This is a genomic window from Pseudomonas sp. FP215, assembly GCF_030687795.1.
In the GTDB taxonomy this organism is placed as follows: domain Bacteria; phylum Pseudomonadota; class Gammaproteobacteria; order Pseudomonadales; family Pseudomonadaceae; genus Aquipseudomonas; species Aquipseudomonas salmasensis.
The window spans coordinates 2140225-2155381 of the sequence record NZ_CP117447.1 but is presented as its reverse complement, the minus strand read 5'-3'; the positions used below and the strand labels follow the sequence as shown (position 1 = coordinate 2155381).

Below are 15157 nucleotides of genomic sequence, written 5' to 3'. Positions count from 1 at the left end.
GCACCCACAGGCACCGCTGGCTAATTGAAGCGCTGCGTTATCGTTGACGTTGTTCGCGAGCGAGCTCGCTCCTACAAAAGAATAATATTCAGGAGAGTCATCATGGGCGAAGTGGTTCTGGCAGCGAAGATCTGCCACGTACCGTCGATGTACCTGTCGGAACTGCCCGGCAAGCATCACGGCTGTCGCGAAGCGGCGATTGCCGGGCACAAGGAAATCGGCCGGCGTGCCCGCGAACTGGGGGCCGACACTGCGGTGGTGTTCGACGTGCACTGGCTGGTCAACAGCGGTTATCACGTCAATTGCGGTGAACAGTTCCAGGGCACCTACACCAGCAACGAGCTGCCGCACTTCATCAAGAACATGGACTACGCCTACCCCGGCTGCCCCGAACTGGGCGAGCTGATCGCCGCCGAAGCCAACCTGGCCGGCGTGCGCAGCATGGCCCATAACATCCCGAGCCTGGAGCTGGAATACGGCACCCTGGTGCCCATGCGCTACATGCACATGGGCGTACCCGACGCAGAGAAATTCAAGGTGATTTCCATCGCCGCCTGGTGCGCCTGGCATCGCCTGGAGGACAGCTTCGCCTTCGGCGCCGCCGTGCGCCGGGCGATCGAAAAGAGCGACCGCAAGGTGCTGGTGCTCGCTTCCGGCTCGCTGTCCCATCGGTTCTCGGACGACCGCGAGGCTGAGGCGAATATCCACAACTGGACCCGCGAATTCGACAAGCAGGTGGACCTGCATGTCGTGGAAATGTGGAAGCAAGGTCGCTTCAAAGAGTTCTGCGCCATGCTGCCCGACTACGCCGAACACTGTTTTGGCGAAGGCAAGATGCACGACACCGCCATGCTCCTGGGCCTGCTGGGTGGGCCGGACTATGCCAAGCCGGCTGAGATCATCACGCCGCCGTTCGGCAGTTCGGGCACCGGCCAGATCAACGCGATTTTCCCGCTTTAACCCTGGGAGAGCCCCATGCCGCACTTTATCGCTGAGTACACCGACAACCTCGAACAGCAGGCCGATTTGCCCGGCCTGTTTGAAAAAGTCCACCGCGTGCTGGGCGACAGCGGCGTGTTTCCGTTGGGCGGCATTCGCAGTCGAGGCGTGCGCCTGGACACTTGGCGCATGGCCGACGGCAAGCACGACTATGCCTTTGTGCACATGACCCTCAAGGTTGGCCACGGCCGCGACCTGGCAACCCGCGAGGCCGTCGCCCAAGCAGTGTTCGCGGTGATTACCGAGCACTTCGCCGATCTGCAAGCGCAGCGGCTGTTGGCGCTGTCGTTCGAGATGATCGAGCTGCACCCGCAGCTCAACTTCAAGCAGAACAATGTGCACGCGTTCCTGAACAACCCGGCAAGCTGAAACGGCCCCGCCTCTCCCCTGTAGGAGCGAGCTTGCTCGCGAAAAACCTCCAGGCCCCGCGGATCCAAGCGCGCTGCGTTTTCGTTAACGTTTTTCGCGAGCAAGCTCGCTCCTACAACAACAAAAAGAACACCACCATGAGCACAGCCCATTCCACTGCAAGCCTGCAGCTTGCCGAGCACGACCGCACCCATCGTTTGGTGACTTGGCGCCTGATGCCCTTGTTGCTGGTGTGTTACCTGTTCGCCCATCTGGACCGCATCAACATCGGCTTTGCCAAGATGCAGATGAGCAGCGACCTGCACTTCAGCGACACCGTGTATGGCTTCGGCGCCGGCCTGTTCTTCATCGCCTACGCGCTGTTCGGCGTGCCCAGCAACATCGCCCTGGACCGCGTCGGGCCACGGCGCTGGATCGCCTGCCTGATGGTGGTGTGGGGCCTGCTCTCCACCGGCATGCTGTGGGTGGAGAGCGCGCGCGGGTTCTACGTGCTGCGCTTTTTGCTGGGGGTGGCCGAGGCCGGGTTTTTCCCGGGGATCCTGGTATTCCTCAACCGTTGGTACCCGGCACGCCGTCGCGCCCAGGTCACCGCCTTGTTTGCCATTGCGGTGCCCATGGCCGGGGTGTTGGGCGGGCCGATTTCCGGGGCGATCCTGGAGAACTTCCACGACGTCGGCAGCCTGCGCGGCTGGCAGTGGATGTTCCTGATCGAAGGTGCGCCCGTGGTGCTGCTGGGACTGGTGGTGCTCAAGTGGCTGCCGGACAGTTTCGAGTCGGTACACTGGCTGACTGCCGAGCAAAAACAGCAACTGCGCACCCAATTGAGCAACGAGGAACAGCGCAAGACCATCACCTCGTTCGGCGGCATCCTGCGAGACCCGCAGGTGTGGCTGCTGGTGGCCGTGTACTTTGCGGTGATGCTGGCGGTCAACACCCTGGCGTTCTGGATGCCCACCCTGATCCACGGCGCCGGCATCGGCCGTGACAGCCAGGTCGGCTTGCTCAGCGCCGTGCCGTACCTGGCCGGCTGTTTCTTCATGCTCGGCTGCGGGCGTTCGTCCGACCGTCACCGCGAGCGCCGCTGGCACCTGTGCGTGCCGTTGCTGATGGCGGCGCTCGGTATCGCCGTGGCGGGCCTGGCGCCCGGCAATGCGCTGCTGGTGATGAGCGGGCTGGTGGTTGCCGGCATGGGCGCCAGTGCCGCGCTGCCGATGTTCTGGCAACTGCCGCCGGCGTTTCTCTCCCACACCACCCAGGCGGCGGGCATCGCCATGATCAGCTCGTTCGGCAGCATCGCGGCGTTCCTCGCGCCGTACCTGATCGGCTGGATGCGCGACGCCACCCAGAGCGCCAGCCTGGCCCTGTACGTACTTGCCCTGTTTATCGCCCTGGGTGGCTTGCTGGTGCTGCGCACCCAGGCCGCCATCGTCAACCCACACTAGAGACCGTTGCCATGCTCGACTCCCAGCAAATCCTCGCGGCCGCCGCAAACCTGGACCGTGCCGAACGCAGCCGCGAACAGGTACGCCAGTTTTCCCTCGACTACCCCGGCATGACGATCGAGGATGCCTACGCCATCCAGCGTGAATGGGTCGCGCAAAAGATCAAGGCCGGGCGCACGCTCAAGGGCCACAAGATCGGCCTGACCTCACGGGCCATGCAGGTGTCGTCGAATATCACCGAACCCGATTACGGCGCCTTGCTCGACGACATGTTTTTCGAAGAAGGCAGCGACATCCCCTTCGAGCGTTTCATCGTGCCCCGGGTGGAAGTGGAACTGGCCTTCATCCTCGGCAAGCCGCTCAAGGGCCCCAACTGCACGGTGTTCGATGTACTCGACGCCACTGAATGGGTGATCCCGGCGCTGGAAATCATCGACGCCCGCATCCAGCAGGTCGACCCCCACACCAACGCGACCCGCAAGGTGTTCGACACCATCTCCGACAACGCCGCCAATGCCGGTGTGGTGCTCGGCGGCCGCGCCGTGCGCCCCACCGAGATCGACCTGCGCAAGGTGCCGGCGGTGCTGTATCGCAATGGCGTGATCGAGGAGTCCGGGGTGTCGGCGGCGGTGCTCAACCACCCGGCCAAAGGCGTGGCGTGGCTGGCCAACAAGCTGGCACCCTATGACGTCACCCTGATGCCCGGCCAGGTGATTCTCGGCGGCTCGTTTACCCGCCCGGTCGCGGCCCGCCCTGGCGATACCTTCCACGTCGACTACGACCTGCTCGGCTCGATTGCCTGCCGCTTCGTCTGAACCCAGGAGTGCTGTCATGGACATGCCTGTCAACCGCTTCAAGCAACGCCTGCACCACGGCGAGGTACAGATCGGCCTGTGGCTCGGTCTTGCCAACGCCTACTGCGCGGAACTGGCCGCCAACGCCGGTTTCGACTGGCTGCTGATCGACGGCGAACATGCGCCCAATCAACTGGGAGACATGCTCGCGCAATTACAGGCCATCGCGCCCTACCCCAGCCAGGCGTTGATTCGCCCGGTGATCGGCGACACGGCGCTGATCAAGCAGCTGCTGGATATCGGCGCGCAGACGCTGTTGGTGCCGATGGTGGAAAGCGCCGAACAGGCCCGGGAACTGGTGCGCGCCCTGCGCTACCCACCCCAGGGTATTCGCGGGGTCGGCAGCGCCCTGGCCCGCGCCTCGCGCTGGAACAGCATCGCTGATTACCTCGACCAGGCCGATGCGCAGATGTGCCTGCTGGTGCAGATTGAGAACGCCGAGGGCCTGGCCAATCTGGACGCTATTGCCGCCGTCGAAGGTGTGGACGGGGTGTTTATCGGCCCGGCAGATTTGAGCGCGTCCATGGGCCACCGTGGCAATCAGGGGCATCCCGAGGTACAAACCGCGATAGAGGACGCCATCGTGCGTATCGTCAAGGCGGGTAAGGCGGCAGGGATTCTCAGTGCGGATGAAAATCTCGCACGGCGCTATATCGCGTTGGGCGCAACGTTCGTGGCGGTGGGGGTGGACACCACGGTGTTGATGCGGGGGCTGCAAAGCCTGGCCGGGAAGTTCAAAGATATTCCACAGGCCACCACCACTGGCGCAGTGTATTGAGATCCCCTGTGGGAGCGGGCTTGCTCGCGAATGCGGTATATCCGTCAATGAATCTGCTGACTGACACTCCGCATTCGCGAGCAAGCCCGCTCCCACATTTTGATCTGTGGTGATTCAGCTGTTGGTTTATCGCTTGATGTTCTTCAAGTCATCCAGCAACCCTAACAGCATCTGGAATTTCTCTTCACCAAACTGATCCTGCAAACGCTGGTAGTTGGCCTCCATGCACTGGCTCATGGACTCGAAACTCGCCTTGCCCTTGTCCGCCAGGGTAATCAGCACGCGGCGCTGGTCCTGTTCGGCCTTGCGCCGGTGCACCATGCCAGCCGCTTCCATGCGCACCAACACGCCGGTCATGCTCGGCTTAAGGATGCAGGCCAGTTCCGCCAGTTGGTAGATCTCCAACTCACCATGCTGTTCAAGGATGCGGATGATGCGCCATTGCTGTTCGGTCAGGCCGTGTTCATTCAGGGAAGGACGGAAAAAACTCATCGCGGCCTCGCGCGCTTGCAGCAAGGCCAGGGTCAGGGATTGTCGAGGTGTGGACATAGGGCTCAGGGTCACGAAGTATTTAGTTAATAGTTTAACGAAACTCTAACATTCCCGGCCGGCGAGCGCGCTATAACTTATAGGTGCCCTCGCCCGTGGCGCGCTGAATCAAAAAACCGGGCACGCAGGATCAAGACTTCCAGCCCGCCAAGGGCCCTAATGGAGGCATCCGCTTTAGCGCCTTCCTTCACATTTTCAGGCTGCGCCATGATCAACATCGAAACCCCCACGTACTACACCGCCACCAAGAAATACAACCTCAGCTTCCCCACCCTGGAACAGGATATCGACGCAGACGTCGTGGTCATCGGCGGCGGCTTTTCCGGGATCAACACGGCCCTTGAGCTGGCGGAAAAAGGCATCACCAACATTGTGGTGCTCGAAGCGCGCTACCTGGGCTTTGGCGGCACGGGCCGCAACGGCGGGCAGATCATGGCGGGCATCGGCCATGACCTGGAGAAGATCAAGAAGGACGTGGGCGAAGACGGCCTGCGCCAGGTGTTCGAGATCAGCGACCTGGGCGCCGACATCATCAAGAACCGCATCGCCAAGTACAACATCGACGCCGACTTTTGCCACGGCTACGGCTACATGGGCTTCAACGCCCGCCAGGAAAAAACCCTGCGTGCCTGGGAGAAGGACTTCAAGTCGATCAACAGCCAGCACGAAATCCGCTTTCTCGGCGGCTCCGACGTGCAGCAGATCATCGGCTCCACCGCCTACACCAGCGCCCTGCTGCACATGGGCGGCGGGCATGTGCATTCACTGAACCTGCTGCTGGGCGAAGCCACCGCGCTGGTCAGCCATGGTGTGAAGATCTTCGAAAACAGCCCGGCCCTGGAAGTCAGCTATGGCGAGCGCATCACCGTGCGCACCGGTCGCGGTTCGGTACGCGCCAGCAAGTTGTTGTGGGCCTGTGACAGCTTCCTCAACAAGCTGGAGCCGGAACTGCACCGCTCGACCATCAACACCTACGCGTTCCAGATGATGACCGAGCCGTTGTCCGAGGAGTTGATCCAGCGTATCAGCCCGATCCGTGGGGCCTACAGCGATATCCGCCCGGTGATCGACTACTACCGCGTGACCAATGAAAACCGCCTGCTGTTCGGCGCCGCCACGCCGTTGGTGGAGCACATTCCCGGCGATCTGAAAGCCTGGAACCGCCAGCTGATGCTGAAGATTTTCCCCTACCTCAAGGACGTGAAAATCGACCTGGCCTGGGGCGGCCCGATGGCGTGCAGCCCGAACCTGTTCCCGCAGGTGGGCACCTTGCCGGGGCGCAGCAATGCGTTTTTCGTGCAGGGCTATTCCGGCTTTGGCGTCACCCCCAGCCACGTCATCTGCAAGGTGCTGGCCGAAGGCATGAGCGAGGGCTCGGCGCGCTATGACCTGGTCAGCTCGATCCCCCGCCCCACCATCATCGGCAAGGACGCGATTCGCCCCCTGCTGCTGACGGCGGGCAAATCCTGGCACCAACTTTCCGGTTACTGGAACGGTCGCCGCTAACCCCTGTAGGAGCGGGCTTGCCCGCGAAAAACGTCAACGATAACGCGGGCATATTGGTGAATCGCGGTGTCAGGACGTTCTTCGCGAGCAAGCTCGCTCCTACAAAAATCTCGTATTTATCAGGAGCATCTGCCATGACCCTTACCGCTATCAAACACAACGTCCAGCTGTCGGAACTCGACGCCTGGGGCACCGTGGCCGACCTCGGCTCGCAAATCCTCGAAGGCGAAGTACGCGCCTTCGGCAAGATGACCTTCGGCGCGCCCACCGATGCGGTCAGCAGTGCGTACTTCGGCACCACCCAGGGCAAGTTCCGCATGGTTTACCCGTTTGCCGAACAGGCCACGATAGTCACCGGCGAAGTGGTACTCACCGATGAATCCACCGGCCAGTCCACCCGCTACAAGGCCGGTGACAGCTGGTTCGTGACCAAGGGCACGCCTGTGCTGTGGGAAGTGGTCAGCGAGAGTTTCGTCAAACACTACTTCGCCGTCGTGTAAGGGAGGCGTTGCCATGTCGAATTCATCTGACTGGATCACCGTAGGCGCCCTGGCTGAGGGGTTTGCGCCTGAAGCGTTCATTCTGCCGAACCTGGCCGACCTGGCCGGCCAGACCTTCACCCTGCACTTTGCCAATGGCTGGCAGATCGAACACCGCTTCGAACAGGAGCGCCTGGCCTGGCACGCCGCCGATGGCCACTCCAGCGGCAGCGCCGCCTACCGCGCCAGCTCGATTCGCCCAGGCCTGTACCTGGTGGACTTTATCAAGCACGAGGCCGGGCAAAGCTGGTCGATCAGCCTGGTGCTGGACACACCAACTGCCTCCTTTACCGCCGTGATTGGCCGTATGCCAGAACCGGCAGAGACCCACGAAGGCCTGTACCACCGTGCCCTGGCCGGCAAACCGCTGACCTCGGTACAGGTCGACTTCCTCCACGGCAGCCTCGACCGGCCGTGGCAGGACGGCCTCTGCCTGCACGCCCCCACCGACGAGTTGGTCGGCCTGCGCAACCAGTATCGCTACAGCCCCAGCGAGGTCTACGAACACATCTACCTCAACCCGCGGTTCTACGCCTGGCAATGCCTTGAGGGCGTGGAGAAAGGCCTGTGCGACACCGACCGCTGCCATTACTACAAGATCGCCGAACAGCTGTACCTGTTCGTCTGGCAAGAGAAGATCGTGCCGACCCTCGGCCTGGTGCTGATCGACCTGCAACAGCACCGCAGCGACGGCAAGATCTTCGGCTATGCCGGGGCGTCTTTCGACGCGCTGTCGAACTTCCCGATCAGTTCCTATTGCCAGGTGCTCAACCACACGGAGTACCCCCGTGACTGAGCCGCGCACGGTGGTGATCACCGGGGCCGGCACCGGCATCGGCGCCGCCTGCGCACGGTTGTACGCACAGGAAGGCGCACGGCTGGTGCTGATCGGTCGGCGTCGCGAGCCGCTGGAACAGGTGGCGCAGGACACCGGCGGGCTGATCCTGGTGGGCGATGCCGCCTGCCCGGACACCTGGGACGGTTTCATCCAACAAATCCGCACCCACTTCGGGCGCCTCGATGTGCTGCTGGCCTGTGCCGGTGGCCATGGCCTGGGCAGCGCGACCCAGACCAGCCCAGCCACCTGGGAAGGCGCGCTGCGCAGCAACCTCGACAGTGCGTTCTACAGCGCTCGCGCCTGCCTGCCGCTGTTGCAGGAAAGCGCCGGGAACATGGTGCTGATTGGCTCCATCGCCTCATTGGCAGCAGGCCCTGAGGTGTGTGGCTACACCACCGCCAAGCATGCGCTGCTCGGGCTCAATCGCTCGCTGGCCCGTGACTATGGGCCCCATGGCGTGCGGGTGAACGCGGTGTGCCCAGGCTGGGTGCACACGCCGATGGCCGACGCCGAGATGCAGCCGTTGATGGAGGCGTACGGCGAGACCTTGCAGCAGGCCTATGCGCGTGTGTGTGCCGATGTACCGCTGCGGCGCGCCGCCCGTGCCGACGAGATCGCCAAGGTGTGCCGCTTCCTGGCCAGCGACGACGCCTCGATCATTACCGGGGCCACCTTGGTGGCGGACGGTGGCTCCAGCATCGTCGACGTGCCGACGCTGGCGTTTACGCGCCTGGAGCCTGCCCATGACGAATGACCTGGATTTCAGCGGCCAGCTCGTGCTGGTCACCGGCGGCGCCCAGGGCATTGGCCTGGGCATCGTCCAGGCCTTTGCCCAACGTGGTGCGCGGGTGGTGATTGCCGACCGTCTGCTTGAACAGGCTGAAGCCGTGGCTGCCGAATTGCGCGCGCAGGGCTATCAAGTGGAAGCCGTTGGCGTTGACCTGGCGGATGCCGAAGCGGTGTTTGCTTGCGTCCAAGGCTTGGCGCAACTGGATGTGCTGGTGCACAACGCCGGGTACTTTCCGCTGACCGCCTTTGCCGACATCACCCCAGCGATCCTGGAGCGTACTTTGGCGGTGAACCTGTCGGCGCTGTTCTGGCTGACCCAGGCGGCGTTGCCGAGGTTTCGCGCCCAAGGCCGGGGCTGCGTGCTGGTGACGTCTTCGGTTACCGGCAACCGTGTCGGTTATCCGGGGCTGAGCCACTATGCGGCGTCCAAGGCCGGGGCGAATGGGTTTATCCGCAATGCGGCGCTGGAGCTGGCGCCGTTGAATGTGCGGGTCAACGGCGTGGAGCCCGGCATGATCGCCACCCCGGCGATGGATAACCTGGGCGATGCGGCCGTGAATGACAGCATCGCCCGCCGTGTGCCGCTGGGACGCCCGGGCGCAGCGGCGGATATTGCCGGGGCGATGGTGTTTCTGGCTTCCGACCTGGCGGGCTATATCACCGGGCAGACGCTGGTGGTGGATGGTGGGTCTACCCTACCCGAAACCTGAAACCCGAACTAACTGTGGGGCTTGTCACAATGCCAGTCAGTTAAGCGCAATCCCCTGTGGGAGCTGGCTTTCCTGCGATGGCGGTGAGTCAGTCAACTAATCTGTAACTGCTACACCGCCATCGCAGCATAGGTATCTACACAACTCTGTAGCGCTCAACGCTAACCACGATGCGAAGCGAGCCGCTCTTGATCTTGCTCTTGATCTGCTTGTGATCTTGATCTTAAGCGCCCCATCAAACCACGCTGGCCGGAATTCGACAGGGATTTGGGGGGTAAACCGGCAGGGATGCCGGTTTAGCCGCCCCGCGCCATGGATGGCGCGTGGCGGCGGCCCCCCAAATCACTGGCGGATTACGGGCACACCGAGCCTAAGCGAGGTGCCGAGTGGTGGGCAAGAGCGTTTTGCTTACTTTTGCGCTTTTCAAAAGTGAGCCGCCGTCAGGGCGGAACCCTAAGCGGCCGTTACCGCAGCAATGGATATGTACCCAATCCAACTGTGTTGACTGCCAGACCGCCTTCGCGAGCAAGCCCGCTCCCACAGTTGGATTGTGGGGTGTCAGGTAGAAAAGTGTCGGCTGACAGGCCGTCTTCGCAGGCAAGCCAGCTCCAACATTAGATCTCATGCACATTGAAGAACCTGTTTACACCCCCACCGCCTGCAACCGGCTCGAACGAAAATCCTTGGGCGACACCTCGAACTGCTTCTTGAACGAGCGGCTGAAATGCGCCGAGTCGGTAAAGCCCCATTTGTAGGCAATCGAAGTAATCGACTCACTGCGCAGAAACGGGTTGGTCAAGTCATCCGCACTGCGCTTGAGCCGCGCGCGCTGGATATAGCGGCAGACGCTGTCGTCCTGTTCTTCAAACAAACGGTACAGGTGTCGCACCGAAATATTCAGGCGGTTGGCCAGGCCAATCGGGCTCAGGCCCGGCTGGCTCAGCGACTCATCAATAACCTTTTGCACATAACTGCGCAGGTTATTGCCCTGCAACGCGGCCACACCTTCGCGGCACTCATCGCCCTGCTCCAACGCCGAACCCAGCAGCGACACGAACGCCGCTTGCAGCGCTTCCACTTGCGTGGCGTCTTCGTCGATATCGTCCTTGCACAGTTGGTCCATCAGCACATGCAGCATGCGCCCACAGGCCTTGGTCGAGGAGACCTTGCCGAAGGCCCGTGCCTGACCGCCCAGGTGCTTGCACACCGCCGTGCGCGACAGGGACAGCGAGGCGTGTTCGATCAGGCCAAAGGGGGTGATTTCGATGGAGCCCACCGAGTCCATCAACAGCAATTCGCCGGGGGCCAGTTGCACGGTCTGGTCGTTCTGGGTGATTTGCGAATAGCCGCTGCGCTGGCTGACCAGGAAACATTCCTGGTCGTTGTCATGGTCGGCGTGGTGCGTCGGGCGCTTGATCAGCCCGGCATTGGTGCGCAGGATGGCCAGGCCACGCGACAGGTTGTGGATCTCGCCGATAAACAGCGAACGGTTGAAAGCCAGTTCGGTATCGAAGTGGCCGCACGCGGCGCGCAGTTCGCGGTTCCAGCTGTCGAGCCCGTCGGGTGCATGCTGTGGGATGCTCATGGGGTGTCTCCGCAGTGGCGTTATTCTTGTTGTTCTGGTGCAATAGTTAACATGTTATCTATATGCACGCAACAACAAACCTGTTTGCCCTTTGCAGAAGCACTAATGGTGCCAATCAGAGACCCGACAGTACCCGCCGCAACCCGGCCAGGGTTGCCAAGAGGTACCCGCGTTGCTCGGCGCTCACCGCAATGTAGCGCCGAAACGCCGGCATGCGGTTGACCACCTCGCTGCCACCCATATGCTCCAGGCGCACGCACCATTGCTGGTCGTGCAGCTCGATGCGCAGGCGCTTGAAATCCAGCGGCATCAACGCCTGGAACAACACGCTGTCAGCCTGTAAACGCGCCTGCAATTCACGGCCCAGTGCCTGGTTGCCAGCGCGGCGCCGCACATGAATGCCACTGCGACGGATCGCGCCGCCATGGTGCACCTCAAAGCGAGCGGTGCCACCCGCTGCAGCAGGAACGCGCAGGACACATTCGGTCAGCACCAGGTGCATCAACAGCTGCGACTCGGTGCGCTCGACAATCTCGAAGGCCACACCATCCACTTCAAGGGTGGCCAGGCCCAGATCACGCCGCAGATGCGCCAGGGTCACCCCCGGCCGGTACCCGCTGGGTGCGCGGTCGGCACGAAACAGCTCAAACAGTTTTTGCCGCAAGGTCGCTATAACTGGCATGGGCGTGCCCCGGTTCATGATTGAATTCCCTGGCCAACACCTCTTCCACGCAGGCGGGCTTGAAGGGGTTGACCTTCTGCACCACCAGGGTCCAGAACAGCGCGTAGGTGGCCGTCACACCGAGCATCACGCCAAACGGCACGTAGATGTCCGCCGGGTTCATGCCGGGCGGGGTGATAAACCACATGCCCAACAGGATGCCGATGCTGGAGACGATCTGCGGCAGCGGGAACCACGGCGAGCGATAGGCCCGAGGCAAGTCCGGACGCCGAATGCGCAGGATCACCACCGACAGCGTCACCAACAGGTAGGCAAAACTCCAGGCGCACACCGCCGCCAGCACCAGGTGCATGATGTTGTCAGTGTTGCCGCCCAGGTACAGCGCGTGCAGGCACGGAATCAACATGGCCACCAGGATGCACAACAGCGGCGTCTTGAAACGCGGGTGCAGGTAGGTGAACAGCTTGGGCAAGGCGCCATCCACCGCCATGCCGTAGAGAATGCGCGGCACGCCGGCCATCAAGGTATTGATGGTCGCAGCGCCAGCGAACAGAAAGCCGATGCCCAGCCACAACGGGCCGATCTGCCCCATCACCTGTTCGGCGAACCGGGGGATGGCCATGGGCGTGTCCAGCAAGTGCACACCGGAAGCCGCATCGAGCACCACGTTTTCCACCTGGCGCTTCATCGCCGCGCCATAGATGAACATGCACGTGGCCACGCCCATCAGCCCGAGCATCATCGCCCGTGGCATCACCTTGGCCGATTGGCGCAGGTCCGGCGCCAGCGGGGTGACGAACTCGCAGCCCACGAACATGAACATCGCCATGCCCACCAGCGACAGGACGGTGACCAGGTCGGTGCCCACCAGCGACTCACCGAACCAGCCATCCAACTGCACCGCCGGCGCGGCGATCAGGCCCAGTACACCAAACACCATCAGGGTGGTCCACATGCCGAAGGTCAGGATGATCTCCGCGCGGCCAAATGCGCTGACGCCAAAGGCATTCAGCACGCCGAACACCAGTACGAAACCGACGCCCAGCAGCCATGAGCCGCCGGCCGACTCTGCTAGAGTATTGAGGTGTTCGAAGTTCACCAAGGCCATGACCCCGGCGAGGATGGTTTCGGCCGTGCCGGCGAACACATGCACGATCAGATAGGCCGACAAGGTCCCGGTGATCGCAAAGAACCGGCCCATACCGCAGTTGATGTAGTCGTACACCGAACCGGTGGTGGGCAGTATCGAGGCAGCCTCGGCAAAGGTGGTGGCCTGGGCCAGCATCATCACCACGGCGATCAGCATCGCCAGGGCAAACGCGCTGCCACCGATGCCAAAACCCATGGTGGCGGTGAGAATTACCGGGCTGGCCATGATCAGGCCGATGGTGCTGGCCAACGCAGTGGGAAAACCTACCGTGCCCCGGTTGAGGTGTGCGGTGAGTCGGTCGTTGATCGACATGGAGGGGTCCTCGAAGCGGTTTTTTTTAATGTGTCGGCACTCTGCGCCCCACTCCCGTTGATCGTCTTGCCCCTGTCTGCCGCCGGTTTTGTTGCTGCCTGCCAGGGCGTGTGGCCTGGCGGCCAGAGTCAATTGCCTGGCACGCAGGGAAAAGACTTGGCCTCATACCGCTCGCCCTAATGCGCCCTCACTCTTAACCAAGATGGGGGCAATAACAATGGAGCACACACTGAAAAACCGCCGCCTGCGCCAGGCGGTCTGCCTGGGCGTGGCACTGCTGGTGGGCCAGGCGCAGGCCATCGAGTTATATGCCGACGCCGACACCCAGGTCACCGGCAACTTCCTCGCCGTGTACGGTATGTTCAACAGCCCGAAGAACTACGATGGGCGCAGCGGCGGCTCCACCTGGCGCGAGGCGTTCATCAAGTACGGCTTGAGCGTCGAACAAAGCCTGGGCCACCTGGGCGGCGTGTATGGCACGGCCAACCTGGTGAGTTCCGGTACCTGGGGCGATGGCGATGCGGCAGGGCTCACCAACGGCACCGAGCGCACCACCAAGTTTGACGAGGCCTTTGCGGGCTGGCGGTCTGGCGAGTTGTTACCGGCGCTGGGCAAGGATGGCCTGGACCTGTCGTTCGGTCGCCAGATCATCATGCTCGGCGACGGTTTTATCCTTAACGACGACGGCCCCAACCTGGGCAATGGCGTGGGCGACGGCGAGTTCAATCGCGGCGGCGCCTACTACATCGCCGCGCGCCATGCCTTCGATAAAACGGCGGTGATTCGCCTGGGCGGCAAGGACGGTGTGCACGGCAGCCTGATGTGGATCAAGTCCGACAACCGCGCCCAGGCCCTCACCGAAATGGCCGCCGGCACCCTGGAATACACTGCCGCGCCGGGCACCCTGGGGCTGACCTACATTCACGGCATCGACGTGGATGAGCGCTTCGCCACCGACCTGCAGCGCCAGCGCAAAGGCATGAACCTCTACAGCCTGCGCGGCGCCGGCAGTGCCGGTATCGACAACGCGCACTTCGCCTTCGAACTGGCGCGCCAAAGCCGTCGCGACGGCCAGGAAAATGCCGGCTACGCCGAAGCCGGCTACACCTTTGCCAACCTGCCGTGGTCACCGGACCTGACCTATCGTTATGCACGCTATTCAAAGAACTGGGACGGCATGTTCTCAGGCTTCAACCGTGGCTACGGCACCTGGGTGCAGGGCGAAGTGGCGGGCAACTATTCCGGCCCCTTCAACAGCAATACCGCCGTGCAGCACGTGGCGCTCAAGGTCAAGCCCTTGGAGAACGTCACCCTTGGGGCGCTGTTCTTCGACTACAACACCGTGAGTACCCGTGACCAGCCCAATCTGGATGGCCGCGAATTGGACCTGTATGCCGAATGGGCCGTCAACGAGCACCTGATCATCACGCCGCTGCTCGGCCTGTACAAACCGAATAAATCAGCCGACAACGGCGGCAACCAGGTCGGCGGCAACGGCACCAATGTCTACAGCCAACTGGTGGTCGCCGTGCCGTTCTAAACCGCCTCGGGCGCGCAAGGAGGCAGCGCCCGGACCTCGGCATACGCGCCCTGATGATAGAGCAGCGGCGCACGGCCAAAGTCATCAAAGGCCACCACCTTGCCGATCATGATCCAATGGTCGCCGCCGTCCACCTGCTGGTATTTCTCACAATGAAAACGCGCCGAGCAATCGGCGAACACCGGCGAGCCACCCTCCCCCGGCTCGTATTCGATCAGGGCGAAGCGGTCTTCACGGGGGCGCGCGAAATTGTTGGATAGATGCACCTGGTCCGCCGCCAACACATTCACGGCAAAGTGGCTGGCCTCCTCGAACACCGCATGGCTGTTGGAGCGTTTGTCGATGCTCCACAGCACCAGCGGCGGGTCAAGGGACACCGAGTTGAAACTGTTGGCCGTCACGCCCACCTTGCGCCCGGAAGCGGTGGCGGCGGTGACCACGGTCACGCCAGTGGCAAAGTTGCCCAAGGCGCGACGAAAGGCTCGTGGGTCGAATACGTCAGACATGCAAGACTC

Annotated in this window: 15 protein-coding genes and 1 pseudogene; 11 read left to right on the top strand and 5 right to left on the bottom strand. The window is 62.6% G+C overall.

Annotated elements, in window-relative coordinates; all coding sequences use genetic code 11:
• Positions 1 to 102: 102 nt before the first annotated feature.
• From hpaD to hpaI, 5 genes are all read left to right on the top strand, one after another.
• Positions 103 to 960 (top strand): 3,4-dihydroxyphenylacetate 2,3-dioxygenase, encoded by an 858-nt coding sequence (hpaD, locus tag PSH76_RS09990; RefSeq protein ID WP_003192392.1) that lies wholly within the window; start codon positions 103 to 105, stop codon positions 958 to 960.
• Between the two features lie 15 nt (positions 961 to 975).
• Positions 976 to 1368, top strand: a complete 393-nt coding sequence (locus PSH76_RS09985; RefSeq protein ID WP_305494001.1) for a 5-carboxymethyl-2-hydroxymuconate isomerase — start codon at positions 976 to 978, stop codon at positions 1366 to 1368.
• Positions 1369 to 1505: 137 nt separating this feature from the next.
• Positions 1506 to 2810 (top strand): MFS transporter, encoded by a 1305-nt coding sequence (locus tag PSH76_RS09980; protein ID WP_003192395.1) that lies wholly within the window; start codon positions 1506 to 1508, stop codon positions 2808 to 2810.
• Between the two features lie 11 nt (positions 2811 to 2821).
• Positions 2822 to 3625, top strand: a complete 804-nt coding sequence (gene hpaH / locus PSH76_RS09975) for a 2-oxo-hept-4-ene-1,7-dioate hydratase (RefSeq protein WP_305494000.1) — start codon at positions 2822 to 2824, stop codon at positions 3623 to 3625.
• Positions 3626 to 3641: 16 nt separating this feature from the next.
• A complete protein-coding gene (gene hpaI / locus PSH76_RS09970) occupies positions 3642 to 4442 on the top strand; it encodes a 4-hydroxy-2-oxoheptanedioate aldolase (protein ID WP_305493999.1) in 801 nt (266 codons plus the stop codon).
• A 126-nt stretch (positions 4443 to 4568) separates the two neighbouring features.
• Here hpaI and hpaR read toward each other — a convergent pair whose 3' ends face one another.
• Complete coding sequence (hpaR, locus tag PSH76_RS09965) at positions 4569 to 4991, bottom strand: homoprotocatechuate degradation operon regulator HpaR (RefSeq protein ID WP_032896376.1); 423 nt, start codon at positions 4989 to 4991, stop codon at positions 4569 to 4571.
• 207 nt (positions 4992 to 5198) lie between these two features.
• Between hpaR and PSH76_RS09960 the strand changes: the two genes are divergently transcribed.
• The 5 genes from PSH76_RS09960 to PSH76_RS09940 all read left to right on the top strand — a co-directional run bounded on the left by PSH76_RS09960 (position 5199) and on the right by PSH76_RS09940 (position 9373).
• Positions 5199 to 6497: an FAD-binding oxidoreductase gene (locus PSH76_RS09960; RefSeq protein WP_305493998.1), complete on the top strand. Its 1299-nt coding sequence runs from the start codon at positions 5199 to 5201 to the stop codon at positions 6495 to 6497.
• Positions 6498 to 6631: 134 nt separating this feature from the next.
• Positions 6632 to 6997 carry a cupin domain-containing protein gene (locus PSH76_RS09955; protein WP_056787204.1) on the top strand — a complete coding sequence of 122 codons (366 nt, stop codon included), beginning with the start codon at positions 6632 to 6634 and terminating at the stop codon, positions 6995 to 6997.
• Between the two features lie 13 nt (positions 6998 to 7010).
• Positions 7011 to 7832 carry a molybdenum cofactor biosynthesis F family protein gene (locus PSH76_RS09950; RefSeq protein WP_098950892.1) on the top strand — a complete coding sequence of 274 codons (822 nt, stop codon included), beginning with the start codon at positions 7011 to 7013 and terminating at the stop codon, positions 7830 to 7832.
• Positions 7825 to 8628, top strand: a complete 804-nt coding sequence (locus PSH76_RS09945; protein ID WP_138763300.1) for an SDR family NAD(P)-dependent oxidoreductase — start codon at positions 7825 to 7827, stop codon at positions 8626 to 8628. Before PSH76_RS09950 ends, PSH76_RS09945 begins: the two co-directional genes overlap by 8 nt.
• A complete protein-coding gene (locus PSH76_RS09940; protein ID WP_305493997.1) occupies positions 8618 to 9373 on the top strand; it encodes an SDR family oxidoreductase in 756 nt (251 codons plus the stop codon). Before PSH76_RS09945 ends, PSH76_RS09940 begins: the two co-directional genes overlap by 11 nt.
• A gap of 643 nt (positions 9374 to 10016) precedes the next feature.
• On the opposite strand, the gene feaR is transcribed toward PSH76_RS09940, so the two are convergent.
• From feaR to PSH76_RS09925, 3 genes are all read right to left on the bottom strand, one after another.
• Positions 10017 to 10958: a transcriptional regulator FeaR gene (feaR, locus tag PSH76_RS09935; protein WP_305493996.1), complete on the bottom strand. Its 942-nt coding sequence runs from the start codon at positions 10956 to 10958 to the stop codon at positions 10017 to 10019.
• Between the two features lie 115 nt (positions 10959 to 11073).
• On the bottom strand, positions 11074 to 11640 hold the full coding sequence (locus PSH76_RS09930; RefSeq protein ID WP_138763303.1) for a DUF3156 family protein: 567 nt from the start codon (positions 11638 to 11640) through the stop codon (positions 11074 to 11076).
• Entirely contained in the window at positions 11603 to 13102 is a 1500-nt protein-coding gene (locus tag PSH76_RS09925) for an APC family permease (protein WP_138763304.1), read from the bottom strand. Before PSH76_RS09925 ends, PSH76_RS09930 begins: the two co-directional genes overlap by 38 nt.
• A gap of 217 nt (positions 13103 to 13319) precedes the next feature.
• On the opposite strand from PSH76_RS09925, the gene PSH76_RS09920 reads away from it, so the two are divergent.
• Entirely contained in the window at positions 13320 to 14642 is a 1323-nt protein-coding gene (locus PSH76_RS09920; RefSeq protein WP_138763305.1) for a hypothetical protein, read from the top strand.
• 32 nt (positions 14643 to 14674) lie between these two features.
• Here PSH76_RS09920 and PSH76_RS09915 read toward each other — a convergent pair.
• A pseudogene (locus tag PSH76_RS09915) lies at positions 14675 to 15148 on the bottom strand (flavin reductase family protein); the annotation flags it as partial.
• Positions 15149 to 15157 lie beyond the last annotated feature (9 nt).

Coding starts and splice junctions, on each gene's coding strand:
- hpaD (WP_003192392.1), top strand. CDS start 103: ATGGGCGAAGTGGTTCTGGCAGCGAAGATCTGCCACGTACCGTCGATG.
- PSH76_RS09985 (WP_305494001.1), top strand. CDS start 976: ATGCCGCACTTTATCGCTGAGTACACCGACAACCTCGAACAGCAGGCC.
- PSH76_RS09980 (WP_003192395.1), top strand. CDS start 1,506: ATGAGCACAGCCCATTCCACTGCAAGCCTGCAGCTTGCCGAGCACGAC.
- hpaH (WP_305494000.1), top strand. CDS start 2,822: ATGCTCGACTCCCAGCAAATCCTCGCGGCCGCCGCAAACCTGGACCGT.
- hpaI (WP_305493999.1), top strand. CDS start 3,642: ATGGACATGCCTGTCAACCGCTTCAAGCAACGCCTGCACCACGGCGAG.
- hpaR (WP_032896376.1), bottom strand. CDS start 4,991: ATGTCCACACCTCGACAATCCCTGACCCTGGCCTTGCTGCAAGCGCGC.
- PSH76_RS09960 (WP_305493998.1), top strand. CDS start 5,199: ATGATCAACATCGAAACCCCCACGTACTACACCGCCACCAAGAAATAC.
- PSH76_RS09955 (WP_056787204.1), top strand. CDS start 6,632: ATGACCCTTACCGCTATCAAACACAACGTCCAGCTGTCGGAACTCGAC.
- PSH76_RS09950 (WP_098950892.1), top strand. CDS start 7,011: ATGTCGAATTCATCTGACTGGATCACCGTAGGCGCCCTGGCTGAGGGG.
- PSH76_RS09940 (WP_305493997.1), top strand. CDS start 8,618: ATGACGAATGACCTGGATTTCAGCGGCCAGCTCGTGCTGGTCACCGGC.
- feaR (WP_305493996.1), bottom strand. CDS start 10,958: ATGAGCATCCCACAGCATGCACCCGACGGGCTCGACAGCTGGAACCGC.
- PSH76_RS09930 (WP_138763303.1), bottom strand. CDS start 11,640: ATGCCAGTTATAGCGACCTTGCGGCAAAAACTGTTTGAGCTGTTTCGT.
- PSH76_RS09925 (WP_138763304.1), bottom strand. CDS start 13,102: ATGTCGATCAACGACCGACTCACCGCACACCTCAACCGGGGCACGGTA.
- PSH76_RS09920 (WP_138763305.1), top strand. CDS start 13,320: ATGGAGCACACACTGAAAAACCGCCGCCTGCGCCAGGCGGTCTGCCTG.